Origin of the sequence: Vibrio sp. YMD68 (genome assembly GCF_029958905.1) — a bacterium.
Classification (GTDB): domain Bacteria; phylum Pseudomonadota; class Gammaproteobacteria; order Enterobacterales; family Vibrionaceae; genus Vibrio.
This window is the reverse complement of sequence record NZ_CP124614.1, coordinates 2,391,660-2,406,823: the sequence shown is the minus strand read 5'-3', so window position 1 is coordinate 2,406,823 and position 15,164 is coordinate 2,391,660. Positions and strand designations below refer to the sequence as shown.

The 15,164-nt window shown below is 44.1% G+C and carries 12 protein-coding genes and 15 tRNA genes; 7 read left to right on the top strand and 20 right to left on the bottom strand.

Annotated features, from left to right (window positions below):
- The first annotated feature begins 113 nt into the window (after nt 1-113).
- Nucleotides 114-1,253, top strand: coding sequence for a flagellin (locus tag QF117_RS16905; protein WP_282386979.1), 1,140 nt, complete (start codon nt 114-116; stop codon nt 1,251-1,253).
- Between the two features lie 528 nt (nt 1,254-1,781).
- Nucleotides 1,782-2,915 carry a flagellin gene (locus QF117_RS16900; protein WP_282386977.1) on the top strand — a complete coding sequence of 378 codons (1,134 nt, stop codon included), beginning with the start codon at nt 1,782-1,784 and terminating at the stop codon, nt 2,913-2,915.
- Between the two features lie 502 nt (nt 2,916-3,417).
- Here the strand turns inward: QF117_RS16900 and QF117_RS16895 are convergent.
- From QF117_RS16895 to lolB, 20 genes are all read right to left on the bottom strand, one after another.
- Nucleotides 3,418-3,502 (bottom strand) — tRNA-Leu (locus QF117_RS16895).
- Nucleotides 3,503-3,599: 97 nt separating this feature from the next.
- Nucleotides 3,600-3,674, bottom strand: a tRNA-Gln gene (locus QF117_RS16890).
- 65 nt (nt 3,675-3,739) lie between these two features.
- Nucleotides 3,740-3,824 (bottom strand) — tRNA-Leu (locus QF117_RS16885).
- Nucleotides 3,825-3,921: 97 nt separating this feature from the next.
- A tRNA-Gln gene (locus QF117_RS16880) sits at nt 3,922-3,996 on the bottom strand.
- Between the two features lie 65 nt (nt 3,997-4,061).
- Nucleotides 4,062-4,146 (bottom strand) — tRNA-Leu (locus QF117_RS16875).
- A gap of 97 nt (nt 4,147-4,243) precedes the next feature.
- Nucleotides 4,244-4,318, bottom strand: a tRNA-Gln gene (locus tag QF117_RS16870).
- A 65-nt stretch (nt 4,319-4,383) separates the two neighbouring features.
- Nucleotides 4,384-4,468 (bottom strand) — tRNA-Leu (locus QF117_RS16865).
- Nucleotides 4,469-4,565: 97 nt separating this feature from the next.
- Nucleotides 4,566-4,640 (bottom strand) — tRNA-Gln (locus QF117_RS16860).
- A 65-nt stretch (nt 4,641-4,705) separates the two neighbouring features.
- Nucleotides 4,706-4,790, bottom strand: a tRNA-Leu gene (locus tag QF117_RS16855).
- 94 nt (nt 4,791-4,884) lie between these two features.
- Nucleotides 4,885-4,961: transfer RNA gene (locus QF117_RS16850), tRNA-Met, on the bottom strand.
- Nucleotides 4,962-4,987: 26 nt separating this feature from the next.
- Nucleotides 4,988-5,072 (bottom strand) — tRNA-Leu (locus tag QF117_RS16845).
- An 80-nt stretch (nt 5,073-5,152) separates the two neighbouring features.
- Nucleotides 5,153-5,229 (bottom strand) — tRNA-Met (locus QF117_RS16840).
- An 80-nt stretch (nt 5,230-5,309) separates the two neighbouring features.
- Nucleotides 5,310-5,384 (bottom strand) — tRNA-Gln (locus QF117_RS16835).
- Nucleotides 5,385-5,445: 61 nt separating this feature from the next.
- Nucleotides 5,446-5,530 (bottom strand) — tRNA-Leu (locus QF117_RS16830).
- Between the two features lie 54 nt (nt 5,531-5,584).
- Nucleotides 5,585-5,661, bottom strand: a tRNA-Met gene (locus QF117_RS16825).
- Nucleotides 5,662-5,950: 289 nt separating this feature from the next.
- Complete coding sequence (gene ychF, locus QF117_RS16820; protein WP_282386976.1) at nt 5,951-7,042, bottom strand: redox-regulated ATPase YchF; 1,092 nt, start codon at nt 7,040-7,042, stop codon at nt 5,951-5,953.
- A gap of 10 nt (nt 7,043-7,052) precedes the next feature.
- Nucleotides 7,053-7,643, bottom strand: a complete 591-nt coding sequence (pth, locus tag QF117_RS16815) for an aminoacyl-tRNA hydrolase (RefSeq protein ID WP_282386975.1) — start codon at nt 7,641-7,643, stop codon at nt 7,053-7,055.
- 162 nt (nt 7,644-7,805) lie between these two features.
- Nucleotides 7,806-8,750, bottom strand: a complete 945-nt coding sequence (locus tag QF117_RS16810; RefSeq protein ID WP_017040933.1) for a ribose-phosphate pyrophosphokinase — start codon at nt 8,748-8,750, stop codon at nt 7,806-7,808.
- 29 nt (nt 8,751-8,779) lie between these two features.
- Entirely contained in the window at nt 8,780-9,652 is an 873-nt protein-coding gene (ispE, locus tag QF117_RS16805) for a 4-(cytidine 5'-diphospho)-2-C-methyl-D-erythritol kinase (protein ID WP_282386972.1), read from the bottom strand.
- A gap of 1 nt (nt 9,653) precedes the next feature.
- Nucleotides 9,654-10,262: a lipoprotein insertase outer membrane protein LolB gene (lolB, locus tag QF117_RS16800; RefSeq protein ID WP_282386969.1), complete on the bottom strand. Its 609-nt coding sequence runs from the start codon at nt 10,260-10,262 to the stop codon at nt 9,654-9,656.
- Nucleotides 10,263-10,426: 164 nt separating this feature from the next.
- Between lolB and hemA the strand changes: the two genes are divergently transcribed.
- The 5 genes from hemA (at nt 10,427) to QF117_RS16775 (ending at nt 15,044) form a co-directional block, all read left to right on the top strand.
- Nucleotides 10,427-11,686, top strand: coding sequence for a glutamyl-tRNA reductase (hemA, locus tag QF117_RS16795; protein ID WP_282386967.1), 1,260 nt, complete (start codon nt 10,427-10,429; stop codon nt 11,684-11,686).
- A 77-nt stretch (nt 11,687-11,763) separates the two neighbouring features.
- The gene (gene prfA / locus QF117_RS16790; RefSeq protein WP_282386966.1) at nt 11,764-12,852 is read left to right on the top strand and encodes a peptide chain release factor 1; all 1,089 of its coding nucleotides are present in this window, start codon (nt 11,764-11,766) and stop codon (nt 12,850-12,852) included.
- Between the two features lie 11 nt (nt 12,853-12,863).
- On the top strand, nt 12,864-13,715 hold the full coding sequence (gene prmC, locus QF117_RS16785; RefSeq protein ID WP_282386965.1) for a peptide chain release factor N(5)-glutamine methyltransferase: 852 nt from the start codon (nt 12,864-12,866) through the stop codon (nt 13,713-13,715).
- An 11-nt stretch (nt 13,716-13,726) separates the two neighbouring features.
- Nucleotides 13,727-14,107 (top strand): SirB2 family protein, encoded by a 381-nt coding sequence (locus QF117_RS16780; RefSeq protein WP_017034460.1) that lies wholly within the window; start codon nt 13,727-13,729, stop codon nt 14,105-14,107.
- A 127-nt stretch (nt 14,108-14,234) separates the two neighbouring features.
- Complete coding sequence (locus tag QF117_RS16775) at nt 14,235-15,044, top strand: SirB1 family protein (protein ID WP_282386962.1); 810 nt, start codon at nt 14,235-14,237, stop codon at nt 15,042-15,044.
- The last annotated feature ends 120 nt before the right edge of the window (nt 15,045-15,164 follow it).

Sequence of the window (15,164 nt, the reverse complement as noted above, 5' to 3'; positions counted from 1 at the left end):
AGATAAATAAACCTGTGTTACATAGGTTTAGCAAGTCAATTACGGTCAGTGCTTCCAAATGAGATTAAGCTGGCCGCTTCGCAAGCACTTGCGAACTCACTAGGAGAGCAAATATGACCATTACAGTAAACACGAACGTAGCAGCGTTAACCGCGCAGCGTTACTTAAATAAGGCCACCGGTGAACTCAATACGTCAATGGAACGTTTGTCTTCTGGTAATCGTATCAACAGTGCAAAAGATGATGCGGCAGGCCTACAAATTTCTAACCGATTGACGGCACAGTCTCGCGGCCTTGATGTGGCAATGCGAAATGCAAATGATGGCATTTCGATTGCTCAGACGGCAGAAGGTGCAATGAATGAGTCAACGAGTATCTTACAGCGTATTCGTGACCTATCACTACAATCGGCAAACGGCACCAACTCATCATCAGAGCGTCAGGCTTTGAATGAAGAAGTGGTGGCACTTCAAAATGAATTGAACCGAATCGCGGAAACCACATCATTTGGTGGTCGACGACTATTGAACGGGTCGTTTGGTGAAGCTTCTTTCCAAATCGGTGCCAGCTCTGGTGAAGCGATCATCATGGGGCTAACCAGTATCCGTGCGGATGATTTTAGAATGGGTGGTCAGTCATACTTTGCTGAGAACGGCAAAGACGCCAACTGGGATGTTGCCGCAGGTTCGAATGATATTAAATTTGAGTTTACCAATAAAAACGGTGAGTTAGTCACGGTCGATATACTAGGTAAAGTTGGTGATGATGTTGAAGAACTCGCAACGTACATCAATGGTCAGACCGATGCACTGCAAGCTTCTGTGGGTGATGAAGGTAAACTGCAAGTCTTTATTGCTCAGCCGGATATCGAAGGCGATCTCGCGATCTCTGGCGGGCTCGCTACTGAACTTGGCTTAAATGGCGGACCAGGCGTATACACCACGGTTAAAGATATTGATGTTACCACGGTAACGGGTTCACAAAATGCCATTGGTATTGTTGATGCGGCCTTAAAATACGTAGATTCACAACGAGCTGACTTGGGTGCGAAACAAAACCGTCTCAGCCACAGTATTAGTAACTTGGCGAACATCCAAGAGAACGTAGAGTCATCAAACAGTCGAATTAAAGATACAGATTTCGCCAAAGAAACCACACAGTTGACGAAAACTCAAATATTGCAACAAGCCGGAACGTCGATTCTTGCTCAAGCAAAACAGTTGCCAAACTCTGCAATAACTTTATTGCAGTAGTATTTGGACTTTTTACCATAGTTACCCAGACGTGAGTAATAGGTGAAAATCCAAGGCAAAGTATGATTATTATTGGATAGTTAAGCTCTCTCAGCTTTACCCTGCTTAGTTATCTTTACGATAAACATACGCCCCGGTCAGTCGGTAATGTGATCATTTCTCTTGATCTCCACATTGGCTCCGGCTTACCAACTAGCCCCGGTTCTCTCAAAGGAAAAGGGGCTTTTTCTTGCCTGAAATTCAATACTTCTTCGTTATAAAGCCAATAAACCAGCGCGTTTTGATCATTTTTGCCTCTCGGCAGGCTGAGCATTTTCTTTAATTAAATTTTCTTCTTCTGTAGGTAACCTCTTGTTATTTAGGTCTTTCGCGAAATAAATAATTTAATCTCTTCTTTTTTCTAAAGGAATTCTTTTTAAGGTCGCTAAGAGTTTACTTTGAGAGAACTAATTGGTTTTTCGAGACGTCGGAAACCGCTCGGATAAGATAAGTTTCCGCTTCGCCGGAAAATCAATAGGAGAGACCACTATGGCGGTTAATGTAAATACAAACGTATCAGCGATGACAGCTCAACGTTATTTGAACAGTGCAAGCAGCGCTCAGCAAACATCAATGGAACGTCTATCATCAGGCTTTAAAATTAACAGCGCTAAGGACGATGCGGCAGGTCTTCAGATCTCTAACCGCTTGAACGTTCAAAGTCGTGGCCTTGATGTCGCGGTTCGCAATGCGAACGATGGTATTTCAATTGCACAAACAGCAGAAGGTGCAATGAATGAAACAACCAATATCTTACAACGTATGCGTGATTTATCACTTCAATCTGCCAATGGCTCAAACTCAAAATCTGAGCGTGTTGCTATTCAAGAAGAAGTGAGTGCTCTTAACAACGAGCTAAACCGTATCGCAGAAACTACATCATTTGGTGGTAATAAACTGCTGAATGGGACGTTTGATACCAAATCATTCCAAATTGGTTCTGATAATGGTGAAGCGGTAATGCTAACGCTGAACAATATGCGTAGTGATAACGTAATGATGGGTGGTAACAGTTATGTTGCGGCAAACGGCCAAGACAAAGACTGGTCAGTTCAAGCTGGCGGGAATGATCTCACTATAGCTCTTACAGACAAGTTCGGTAATGCACAAAACCTAGCTATTGATGCAAAAGTGGGTGACGATATCGAGCAACTTGCCACTTACATTAATGGTCAGCAAGATATGATTAAAGCCTCTGTCGATGAAGACGGAAAGCTTCAAATGTACGCTGACAATAATAAGATTGAAGGTGCAGTAACCTTTGGTGGTAGCCTAGCGGGAGAGTTATCAATTGGTGCAGGCAAAGCGGTGACTGTTGATACTATCGATGTTAGATCTGTTGGTGGCGCTCAAGAGTCTGTTGCTATTGTTGATTCAGCCTTGAAGTTTGTGGATAGCCACCGTGCACAATTGGGTGCTTTCCAAAATCGATTTGACCATGCGATTAGCAACTTAGACAATATTAACGAAAATGTTAATGCGTCTCAGAGCCGAATCAAAGACACTGACTTTGCTAAAGAAACAACGGCATTGACTAAGTCTCAAATCCTTTCTCAAGCATCGAGCTCAGTACTTGCTCAAGCAAAACAAGCGCCAAACGCTGCACTTGGTTTATTGGGATAAGAAACGCTTAAGATAGAAAATCCAGCCTCGGCTGGATTTTTTTTGATCAAAAAATCTAACGCAGCCATCGTGTATTTTAAACACGTTAGGGCGCCCCTTCACGGACTACGATTGGTGTTGTCTCATGCGCGATTGAATGGTCACGATTGAATGGTGGTAGATCCACACCAGTAAGCCTGTATGACCAATGTTTAGGGTTCTAAGCTCTCTTGCCTAACTTACCGAAATCCATTGAGAAAAGCGCTTAGAGGACCGGTGACGACAGCTGAAAATGTGCTTGGAAGAAAAGGCTAAGACGCATTTTTTTGTATACGCTTTTTGTTGTTCAAAACTTTGTGTTCAAAACGTTGTTGTTCAAAAAGGGTTAATCGGAAAAGTAATAACAACAAATGAGAGAATAGGAAACGATGGATAAAATAAAACCCAGCCAAAGCTGGGTTTTATTTGTATTTCTATATTGATTTCTAAGTCATGTCACGAATGATTAATAACTAAGAAATAATGGTGCGGTCGGAGAGACTTGAACTCTCACACCTTACGGCGCCAGAACCTAAATCTGGTGCGTCTACCAATTCCGCCACGACCGCAGCAAGCTGTCTCTTGTAAAAATGGACGATAACGTTCAGTTTTCAGTGAAGAGTGTAGTTATACCGAACATTGGTGAATCAATATAACGTTGTAATGTGGCTGGGCTACCTGGATTCGAACCAGGGAATGCTGGCATCAAAAGCCAGTGCCTTACCGCTTGGCGATAGCCCAACAAATGAATACATTTAAGTATTCTGCTCTATACGAGTACAGAGCTCTTTCAATAGAAAGAATAATGGTGCGGTCGGAGAGACTTGAACTCTCACACCTTACGGCGCCAGAACCTAAATCTGGTGCGTCTACCAATTCCGCCACGACCGCAGCAAGCTGTCTCTTGTAAAAATGGACGATAACGTTCAGTTTTCAGTGAAGAGTGTAGTTATACCGAACATTGGTGAATCAATATAACGTTGTAATGTGGCTGGGCTACCTGGATTCGAACCAGGGAATGCTGGCATCAAAAGCCAGTGCCTTACCGCTTGGCGATAGCCCAACAAATGAATACATTTAAGTATTCTGCTCTATACGAGTACAGAGCTCTTTCAATAGAAAGAATAATGGTGCGGTCGGAGAGACTTGAACTCTCACACCTTACGGCGCCAGAACCTAAATCTGGTGCGTCTACCAATTCCGCCACGACCGCAGCAAGCTGTCTCTTGTAAAAATGGACGATAACGTTCAGTTTTCAGTGAAGAGTGTAGTTATACCGAACATTGGTGAATCAATATAACGTTGTAATGTGGCTGGGCTACCTGGATTCGAACCAGGGAATGCTGGCATCAAAAGCCAGTGCCTTACCGCTTGGCGATAGCCCAACAAATGAATACATTTAAGTATTCTGCTCTATACGAGTACAGAGCTCTTTCAATAGAAAGAATAATGGTGCGGTCGGAGAGACTTGAACTCTCACACCTTACGGCGCCAGAACCTAAATCTGGTGCGTCTACCAATTCCGCCACGACCGCAGCAAGCTGTCTCTTGTAAAAATGGACGATAACGTTCAGTTTTCAGTGAAGAGTGTAGTTATACCGAACATTGGTGAATCAATATAACGTTGTAATGTGGCTGGGCTACCTGGATTCGAACCAGGGAATGCTGGCATCAAAAGCCAGTGCCTTACCGCTTGGCGATAGCCCAACAAATGAATACATTTAAGTATTCTGCTCTATACGAGTACAGAGCTCTTTCAATAGAAAGAATAATGGTGCGGTCGGAGAGACTTGAACTCTCACACCTTACGGCGCCAGAACCTAAATCTGGTGCGTCTACCAATTCCGCCACGACCGCAGCAAGCTGTCTCTTATAAAAACGGACGATAACGTTCAGTTTTCAGTGAAGAGTGTAGTTATATCGAACATTGGTGAATCAATATAACGTTGTATGGTGGCTACTGCGGGATTTGAACCTGCGACCCCATCATTATGAGTGATGTGCTCTAACCAGCTGAGCTAAGTAGCCAAATAGTGTGTAACACCATTTAAATATGGTGCGGTCGGAGAGACTTGAACTCTCACACCTTACGGCGCCAGAACCTAAATCTGGTGCGTCTACCAATTCCGCCACGACCGCGTTGCTGTACAATTCAGTTAAGAACTAGCTTAGCAAATTTATAGTCACTGCTGACAATTGGAAATCAACAAGACGTTGTATGGTGGCTACTGCGGGATTTGAACCTGCGACCCCATCATTATGAGTGATGTGCTCTAACCAACTGAGCTAAGTAGCCATCTTTTCGAGCGAGACAATATAATCAATCTCACTGCGAGTGTCATCCTCTTTTTCAGATAAATGCCACTTTAAATAGGTTGGCTGGGCTACCTGGATTCGAACCAGGGAATGCTGGCATCAAAAGCCAGTGCCTTACCGCTTGGCGATAGCCCAACAATGATATCAATTCTTATCAATGTAAGAACGACATCCTTCTTTGTTGCCAAAGAAATCATGGTGCGGACGGAGAGACTTGAACTCTCACACCTTACGGCGCCAGAACCTAAATCTGGTGCGTCTACCAATTCCGCCACGTCCGCATTTTATTTCCTAAAAGCTCTCAATGCAACCAGCACAAATAAGCGTTTAGGAAATGGTGGCTACTGCGGGATTTGAACCTGCGACCCCATCATTATGAGTGATGTGCTCTAACCAACTGAGCTAAGTAGCCATTCCAAATTGTTGCTCACCAAAAAGCACATGTCTTGTTGGGAACGGGGCGCATTATGCGGAGTTGAGCCAAAACCGTCAATACTTTTTTGTAATAAATCCAGATAAAGCTATCGTTCGGTTTCTTTTTGAACAAAGCGCCGTATTTGTGATCGAAATACACCACCAATCACTTATAAAATCTAGGTTAATAACTCATGTATAAAGCGTTAATCACAGTGAATAAAAAAGAGCCAGTGCGATAACTGACTCTTAATCTTAAAGGAACTAGGGGAGTCTAACGTATTGAATTATACATTGAATCTGAAGTGTACAACATCGCCGTCTTTCACGATGTAGTCTTTGCCTTCTAGACGCCATTTTCCTGCTTCTTTTGCCCCACTTTCACCTGAATATTGAATGAAATCGTCATAACCAACAACTTCAGCTCGGATAAAGCCTTTTTCAAAATCAGTGTGGATTTTCCCCGCTGATTGAGGTGCCGTTGCTCCTACTGGAATTGTCCAAGCACGAACCTCTTTTACACCGGCGGTAAAGTAAGTTTGTAACGTTAACAGATCGTAGCCAGAGCGGATTACGCGGTTAAGGCCTGGCTCTTCAATGCCCATATCAGATAAGAATTCTTCGCGGTCTTCGTCATCAAGTTCAGACAGTTCAGACTCAATGGCTGCACATACAGCCACTACCACGTTGTTTTCTTGCTCTGCGTACTCACGAACGGCATCTAAATAAGGATTATTCTCGAATCCATCTTCGCTGACATTAGCAATGTACATCGTAGGTTTTAGGGTTAGGAAGTTAAGATAGCCAATGGCATTCAGCTCTTCTTTGCTTAATTCAACCGTACGAGCCATGCCACCTTCGGTGAAAACAGGAAGCAGTTTCTCTAGGACCGTTATTTCAAACTTAGCGTCTTTGTCACCGCCTTTGGCTTTCTTCGCGTTACGTTGAAGAGCACGCTCACAAGAATCCAAGTCAGCAAGAGCAAGCTCTAGGTTGATCACCTCGATATCGTCAATCGGTGAAACTTTACCAGAAACGTGAATAATGTTGTCATTCTCAAAACAACGAACGACGTGACCGATAGCGTCAGTTTCGCGGATGTTAGCAAGGAACTTGTTGCCAAGGCCTTCCCCTTTTGATGCGCCCGCAACAAGGCCTGCGATATCAACAAACTCCATGGTTGTTGGCAGTATTTTCTGAGGGTTTACAATCTTTGCAAGTGCGTCAAGACGAAGATCGGGCACAGGTACGATGCCTGTATTGGGCTCGATCGTACAGAAAGGGAAGTTTGCTGCTTCGATGCCTGCTTTAGTTAGTGCATTAAATAGTGTTGATTTGCCGACGTTTGGCAATCCAACTATGCCACATTTAAAACCCATGATAGTAACCTTATTCTGCTTTGAACGTATGTAAGCGGTTTTGTGCCTTGGTCAGACCATCTTTTAATAAGATGTCTAAGCATCGAACAGATTCGTCGACTGCTGCGTCTAAACATTCCTGCTCTTTTGCAGGAGCTTTACCAAGCACATAACCTGAAACTTTGTCTTTATGTCCAGGGTGGCCGATACCAATCCTTAAACGATAAAATTCTTTATTATTAGCCAATTTGCTAATGGTATCTCGTAGTCCGTTATGTCCACCGTGACCGCCCCCTTTTTTGAACTTCGCGACTCCGGGCGGGAGGTCAAGTTCATCATGGGCAATCATGATTTCTTCCGGCTTGATTTGATAAAACTTTGCCAACGCACCAACGGCTTTACCTGATAGGTTCATAAAGGTCGTTGGGATCAGCAAGCGGAGATCGTCACCGTTAACAAGAATGCGTCCGGTTAATCCATAAAATTTACTTTCACTTTTTAAGGTAACGTTATGGACTCTGGCTAGCTCTTCCACAACCCAAGCTCCGGCGTTGTGTCGTGTTCGGGTGTATTCAGGCCCCGGGTTGGCTAGACCAACAAGCAGTTTAATTTGCTGACTCAAAGTTTAGATCTCTCTGGAATATCAAAAAGCGCGGTATCATAGCACAGAAAAGAGGCTTGGCTCTAGCTTGACGCTAGATATAAAAAAGCACTTCAATAGATGAAGTGCTTTCCGTGTGATGACTGGTTTAAGAGTCCAGGCTCTTAACGAGTTTAACGTAAATTAGTTAAACATCGCAGAGATAGATTCTTCATTGCTGATGCGGCGAATCGCTTCAGCGAGCATGCGAGATAAGCTGAGTTCTGTTACTTTGCCCGTTGCTTTCATCTCTGGAGACAGAGAAATCGAGTCAGTCACGATCACTTGGTCAAGTACTGAATTTTTGATGTTTTGTGCTGCAGTACCAGAGAAAACAGCGTGAGTCGCGTAAGCGAATACTCGCTTAGCACCACGTTCTTTCAGCGCTTCTGCTGCTTTACATAGGGTGCCACCTGTATCGATCATATCATCAACGATGACACAATCACGGCCTTCAACATCACCAATTAGGTTCATGACTTCTGAAACGTTAGCGCGTGGACGACGCTTATCAACGATAGCGATATCAACATCGCCCAGGGCTTTTGCTGTTGCGCGAGCACGAACAACACCGCCAAGGTCAGGGGAAACAACAACTGGGTTGTCTAGGCCACGGTTTGCCATATCTTCAAGCAAGACTGGTGTACCAAAGATGTTATCTACAGGTACGTCGAAGAAACCTTGAATTTGCTCAGCGTGCAGGTCGATAGTCAAAACGCGATCAACACCAACGTTTGATAGGAAGTCTGCAACAACTTTAGCCGTAATTGGCACACGAGCTGAACGGACACGACGGTCTTGACGTGCGTAACCAAAGTATGGGATTACAGCAGTAATACGGCCAGCTGAAGCACGGCGCATTGCGTCAATCATTACCACCAATTCCATTAGATTGTCATTGGTTGGTGCACAAGTAGATTGAATCAGGAATACATCACTACCACGAACATTTTCATTAATTTGTACTGCAACTTCACCGTCAGAAAAACGGTCAACAGTAGCATCTCCAAGAGAGATGTATAAACGATCAGCAATACGTTGGGCTAGTTCAGGTGTTGCATTACCAGCAAAGAGCTTCATATCAGGCACGGTGGAAACCTCAGGGTTGCGTCCAGTTTTTAAGTAAATTCGGTGTGGGCTTTTTTATAAAAAGCCAATGTCTCTTTTAACGGGGAAATATTTCGTCCTTTCGTCACAAAAGCAGAGACGGTGTCAGAGAGTAGTTCTAAAACTTGATTCGCGCTATCTTTGCTGTCAAATTCTGCAAAAATGCAAGAACCCGTTCCAGTCAGTCTCGACGGCGCGTATTGTAGCAGCCATGAAAGTTGCTGATCAACCTCTGGGTACAGCATTCGTACAATTTTTTCGCAATCGTTTTCGTAATTCCCATTTAGCAGCATATTTAGCGGCTTTTTTGGTGTGTCACGAGTTAAGTCAGGGTGAGTAAAAATGTCAGCCGTTGAGATACTGACCTGAGGTTTGACCACCAAATACCATTTTTCGTCGGGCTTGGCTTCGGTGAGCTTTTCACCAACGCCTTCAGCAAACGCAGAGAACCCTCGAACAAAGACAGGCACATCGGCTCCCAGTGTGAGTCCAATGCTGGCCAGTTCATCATCGCTCAGGTTAAGTTGCCATAAATGATTTAAGGCCACGAGTACCGTTGCTGCGTTTGATGAACCGCCGCCGATACCGCCCCCCATCGGTAGGACTTTATGGATGCCTATTTCAGCGCCAAACGCACATTGGCTATACCGTTTCAGTGCATCCGCTGCTTTCCATATCAGGTTATCGGTGGTTTCCACCCCATCGACTGGATTGAGTAGCGTGACATGGCCTGATTCATTGGACGTGATAGTCAGTTCGTCCCCATGTTCGAGAAACTGAAACAAAGTTTGGAGTTCATGGTAACCGTTATCTTGGCGGCCTGTTATGTACAGAAAAAGGTTGAGTTTGGCAGGGGATGGCCAGCGAGTGATGCTCGGAATCATGCTATAAAATCCAGTTGGCAATGACTAAATTGATACGTGTGTCTTGATGAATAAGCTTAATTTTTCTAGGTAACGGTAGAGCAGAACCTTGATATTCCACATCTTGATAGGATAGGAATTGAAGTTGCCACTGTTGCTGCCCGACGGTTTTTTGCAAAATGCTCAATGTGTTGTTGTCGTTTAACTGGTAAGTATCAGCAAGAGTCGGGTTTCCTAACAACCAATCTTCAAGTTGTTCAATGGGAATCGTTAAACCAGTGAGCTGTTCAATCAATACATCGGCACTTGGGTGAGAAAGGGTTTGGTTATCGTAGGTGTTCACCACGGAACCGGATTCTGTTATCGATAAATTTAAAACAGTTTGGCCGATGAATGTTGTCAAGCGAAGCTGCTCTAGTTCCGGCGTGTGCTTCCATTGAAAGTTTAATGATTGGCGCTGTTCTGGAGAGATATATCCCAGCTTTCCGGTTGTTTGATACTGTGTAATAGAACGCAGTTTGTCCAGATGGGCTTGCCATTCGACACTGGTTTGGCTTTCTGGAAGAGTAGAACAGCCCGCCAGCAGTAAAATGGGCAATACAATAGAGATAAGGCGACGAAAGATAATCATAACTGGTTGCACTTTGTACAATTCCCGGTGGCTCATGGCCATGACTATAACATTGATATCACGAAGTCAGAAAAACAAATCGCGTTCACTCTTTTAATAACGAGGGGCATCAAGTAAAATTCCCTGCCTACATGTCTTTCCCTTAATCTGAGAACTTTCTATACATGTCCTTGCTTGTTATTGGCATCAATCACAATACAGCGTCTGTTGATTTGCGAGAAAAAGTCGCGTTTGGCCCAGATAAATTGTCTGAAGCCTTAAAGCAACTGGAAGCAAATTCAAACGTGCATGGCAGCGTCATTTTATCGACCTGCAATCGCACCGAGATTTATTGTGATACTAAGTCGGCCACAAAGAGCAAAGTCATCGAGTGGTTAACTCAGTTTCATCAGGTGAGTCCAGAAGAACTAAAACCGAGTATTTACACCTATGAAGAACAAGCGGCCATTCGCCATTTAATGCGAGTGTCGTGCGGATTAGATTCTTTGGTTTTGGGTGAGCCTCAGATTTTAGGACAGGTCAAACAAGCGTATGCTGATGCTCGTGATGCAAAGTCTGTCAATTCATCGGTCGAGAAGTTATTTCAAAAAGCATTTTCTGTCGCGAAACGGGTACGCACCGAAACGGAAATTGGTGGAAGTGCTGTTTCGGTTGCTTATGCGGCTTGTACGCTTGCTAAACACATCTTTGAGTCCCTTGCCGAGTCAACGGTGTTATTGGTGGGTGCCGGTGAAACGATTGAACTGGTCGCAAAACATTTGGCCAGTAACGGGTGTTCAAACATTATAGTGGCTAACCGAACTCGCGAGCGGGCGTTAGGGCTTGCGGATCAATTTGGCGCGCATGTTATCAGCCTGGAAGAAATTCCTAGCCACTTGGCTAAAGCCGATATTGTGATCAGTTCAACGGCAAGTCCGTTACCGATCATTGGTAAAGGAATGATTGAAACAGCACTCAAAGCGCGCAAACATCAACCTATGCTGTTGGTTGATATTGCCGTACCGCGAGATATTGAGTCTCAAGTAGGCGATCTTAACGACGCTTATCTATATACTGTCGACGATTTGCAATCCATTGTTGAAAGCAACATGGAACAGAGGAAAGTCGAAGCAATACAAGCTGAAGCGATCGTGAGTGAAGAAAGTGCCACATTTATGACTTGGCTGAGATCATTGCAAGCGGTCGACAGCATAAGAGAATTTCGCAACACCTCGAATGAAATCCGGGAGGAGTTGCTGGCAAAAAGCCTTCAGTCACTCCTTTCGGGCAGTGAGCCTGAAAAGGTATTGCTTGAGTTAAGCAACAAACTCACCAATCGATTGATACACGCTCCCACTCGTGCGCTTCAAAGTGCAGCAGAGCAAGGGGAGCCCGCTAAGCTTGCTGTTATTAGGCAAAGTTTGGGGCTCGATGAACTGAAGTAGTTGTCATCGCGAATAAATCATTTTATATGGAAGGTCACTTTTGAGTGACCTTTGTAACCTAAGTTAAGAAAAGAATTATGAAAGCATCGATTTTAGTAAAGCTTGAAACTCTTGTTGAACGCTATGAAGAAGTTCAACATCTACTCGGCGATCCAGATGTCATTGGTAACCAAGATAAATTCCGTGCTCTTTCAAGAGAGTACTCACAGCTAGAAGAAGTAACGACGTGTTTCCAAGCTTATCAGCAAGCTCAAGAAGATTTAGAAGCCGCTGAAGAAATGGCAAAAGAAGACGATGCTGAAATGCGTGAGATGGCGCAAGAAGAGATCAAAGAAGCAAAAGAATCGATTGAACGTTTAACCGACGATCTACAAATTCTATTAATTCCAAAAGATCCAAACGATGAGCGTAACTGTTTCTTAGAAATTCGTGCAGGGGCTGGTGGTGACGAAGCGGGCATCTTTGCCGGAAACTTGTTCCGTATGTATTCTAAATTTGCTGAGAAAAAAGGCTGGCGCGTCGAAGTGATGAGCTGCAATGCATCTGAGCAGGGCGGTTATAAAGAAATGATCGCGAAGATCAGCGGAGAAGCGGTTTACGGCACTATGAAGTTTGAATCGGGTGGTCACCGCGTACAACGCGTACCTGAGACCGAATCTCAAGGCCGAGTTCATACCTCAGCGTGTACCGTTGCTGTGATGGCTGAAGTACCGGAAGCGGATTTGCCAGAAATTAAAGCGGCTGATTTGAAAATTGATACGTTCCGTGCCTCTGGTGCGGGTGGACAACACGTCAACACCACAGACTCTGCTATTCGTATTACTCACTTACCGACCGGTACGGTCGTTGAGTGTCAAGATGAGCGTTCGCAACATAAGAACAAAGCAAAAGCCATGACAGTACTGGCTGCGCGTATTGTTCAAGCGGAAGAAGCGCGTCGAGCAGCGGAAGTGTCAGATACACGTCGTAATCTATTAGGTTCTGGTGATCGTAGTGACCGTATTCGTACGTATAACTACCCTCAAGGTCGAGTGTCGGATCACCGTATTAACTTGACTTTATATCGCCTAACCGAAGTGCTTGAAGGTGATATGCAAAGTCTGGTTGACCCTGTGATACTCGAGCACCAAGCGGATCAACTTGCTGCGTTAGCCGATAATAACTAAGTTAGTCGATTGTGTTAACGGTAGAACAAACATTAAATAGTGCCATTGCTGCACTTCAAGAGAGCGGCAGTGAATCGCCTTCTCTTGATGCCGCGGTATTGCTTTGTCATAGCTTAAATAAACCTCGTTCATTTTTATTAACGTGGCCAGAAAAAGAGCTGACTCGGCAACAAGGTGATGATTTTAAGAACCTTCTTGAGCGGCGTATCGCCGGAGAGCCCATCGCATATATTGTGGGGGAGCGAGAGTTTTGGTCATTGCCGCTGAAGGTTTCTCCAACGACGTTAATTCCTCGCCCGGATACGGAAAGGTTAGTAGAACTGGCCCTTGATAAATCGGTGGGTCAATCGGGATCGATCTTGGATTTGGGTACGGGGACGGGTGCAATAGCGTTAGCTTTGGCTTCTGAAATGCCAGAGAGAACCGTTATTGGTATCGATCTCAAGCAAGACGCTCAACACCTCGCGACTGAAAATGGAAAGCGTTTGGGCATCACAAATGCACGATTTTTATCAGGAAGTTGGTTTTCCCCCCTCGATAGTGGAACAAAGTTTGCTTTAATTGTTTCCAATCCGCCTTATATTGATGAAAACGATCCACACCTTTCACTGGGAGATGTTCGCTTTGAGCCTATGAGTGCGTTAGTGGCGCAAGAAAATGGTTTAGCCGATATTCGAACGATATCGGAGCAGGCTATCGGTTTTCTTGAAGAAGGCGGATGGCTGATGTTTGAACATGGGTTTGAACAAGGTGCTCAGGTAAGAGATATTTTGATAGCGTTGGGTTACCAGTATGTTGTCACAGAAAAAGATTATGGAAATAACGATCGAGTTACTCTCGGTCAATGGAAGACAAACCAATAAGAGAGCTGTAAATGTACGAAGGAATTAAACATTTTCACATGCTGACTATCGCGCTAAGCGCAACGTTACTGTCAGTACGTTTTGCCCTAATGATGGCAGATTCAAAACTCGTTAATAACCCGGTTTTAAAAATATTCCCTCATGTTAATGACACGCTATTGCTCCTTTCTGGCTTTGGTTTGATGTTTGTTACTGGCTTTGTTCCTTTTACACCAGAAGGTGCTTGGTTAACGGAAAAAATTACCTGTGTTCTTGCCTATATTGCGCTGGGATTTTTTGCTTTAAAACTAGGCAAAAACAAATGGCTAAAAACCTTTTCATTCTTTGGTGCTTTAGGTTGGTTAGTCATGGCAGCAAAAGTCGCGATCACTAAAACCTCGATGTTTATGTAAGCATCATGGTTATGCTTGACATCCTAGGGAGTGGTAAAGCAATAGATTGAAAGCGATCATACAGAGTTAAACGGATGGGAACACTGCCCATTCATACCCCAATAAAAACAGGTACAGGCAATCGTTAATGCGAGAACTTTTTGACGAAGATTTTGACTCATTAGAGTTGGCTGAGGGGGCGTTAGTGCTCAACAAAGCTGTCAACCCAGCAACGCAAAAACAATGGGCTGAGAATGAACTTGAGCGTCTTTTATCTGAAGCTGAACTTGCACTTTGTCACGAGAGCAATGAACAACAGAAGTTTGAATCATTCTTACGTTTATTCTATCAAGAGTGGGGATTTCAGGGGGATAAGGATGCGTACTTTAATTCCAATAATGCGTTTATTGATAAAGTATTAGAGCGTCGTAAAGGTATTCCAGTGAGTTTAGGTGCACTGATTTTGTACCTAGGCCGCAAACTTGGTTTTCCCATTGAGGGGGTGACTTTTCCGACGCAATTTATTATTAAACTGACGTGGTATGGCGAGAAGCCTCTTTACCTAAACCCGTTTAATGGTGAATATGTGTCAATGCATACCCTGCAAGCTTGGCTCATTGGTCAAGAAGGGCCTCTTGCACAAATAAAATCAAAACACCTGGACGTTGCGGATAATCCAACGATTATAGGTCGTTGGTTAGCATTATTAAAAAGTTCGTTACTTCGAGAGGAGCGCTATACTCTAGCGTTACAATGTTCAAATTTGGCGCTGACGTTTGTCCCAGACGATCCATACGAAATCCGTGATCGAGGCTTTATTTATCAGCAGCTCGATTGTCATCAAATTGCATCGTCCGACTTTCAGTATTTTGTCGATCAGTGCCCTGATGACCCTGCGAGTGAACTGCTAAAAAATCAAATCAGCGTCATGAGCGAAACCTGTGTGGTTGTTCATTAAAGCAAATACAGTGATTTAAGTGCGTTCATTAGGTAGATAAGTTCATTAAATAGTCAAACCAACTCAGTAATGAAAGCACCAAGCTGCTAAAGCGCACTAGACAATTAAACCGTACGCTAA

Excerpts from the sequence above, each read along its gene's own strand:
- ychF (WP_282386976.1), bottom strand. The coding sequence starts at position 7,042 with ATGGGTTTTAAATGTGGCATAGTTGGATTGCCAAACGTCGGCAAATCA.
- hemA (WP_282386967.1), top strand. The coding sequence starts at position 10,427 with ATGTCCTTGCTTGTTATTGGCATCAATCACAATACAGCGTCTGTTGAT.
- QF117_RS16775 (WP_282386962.1), top strand. The coding sequence starts at position 14,235 with ATGCGAGAACTTTTTGACGAAGATTTTGACTCATTAGAGTTGGCTGAG.
- QF117_RS16780 (WP_017034460.1), top strand. The coding sequence starts at position 13,727 with ATGTACGAAGGAATTAAACATTTTCACATGCTGACTATCGCGCTAAGC.
- QF117_RS16900 (WP_282386977.1), top strand. The coding sequence starts at position 1,782 with ATGGCGGTTAATGTAAATACAAACGTATCAGCGATGACAGCTCAACGT.
- ispE (WP_282386972.1), bottom strand. The coding sequence starts at position 9,652 with ATGATTCCGAGCATCACTCGCTGGCCATCCCCTGCCAAACTCAACCTT.
- QF117_RS16905 (WP_282386979.1), top strand. The coding sequence starts at position 114 with ATGACCATTACAGTAAACACGAACGTAGCAGCGTTAACCGCGCAGCGT.
- lolB (WP_282386969.1), bottom strand. The coding sequence starts at position 10,262 with ATGATTATCTTTCGTCGCCTTATCTCTATTGTATTGCCCATTTTACTG.
- prfA (WP_282386966.1), top strand. The coding sequence starts at position 11,764 with ATGAAAGCATCGATTTTAGTAAAGCTTGAAACTCTTGTTGAACGCTAT.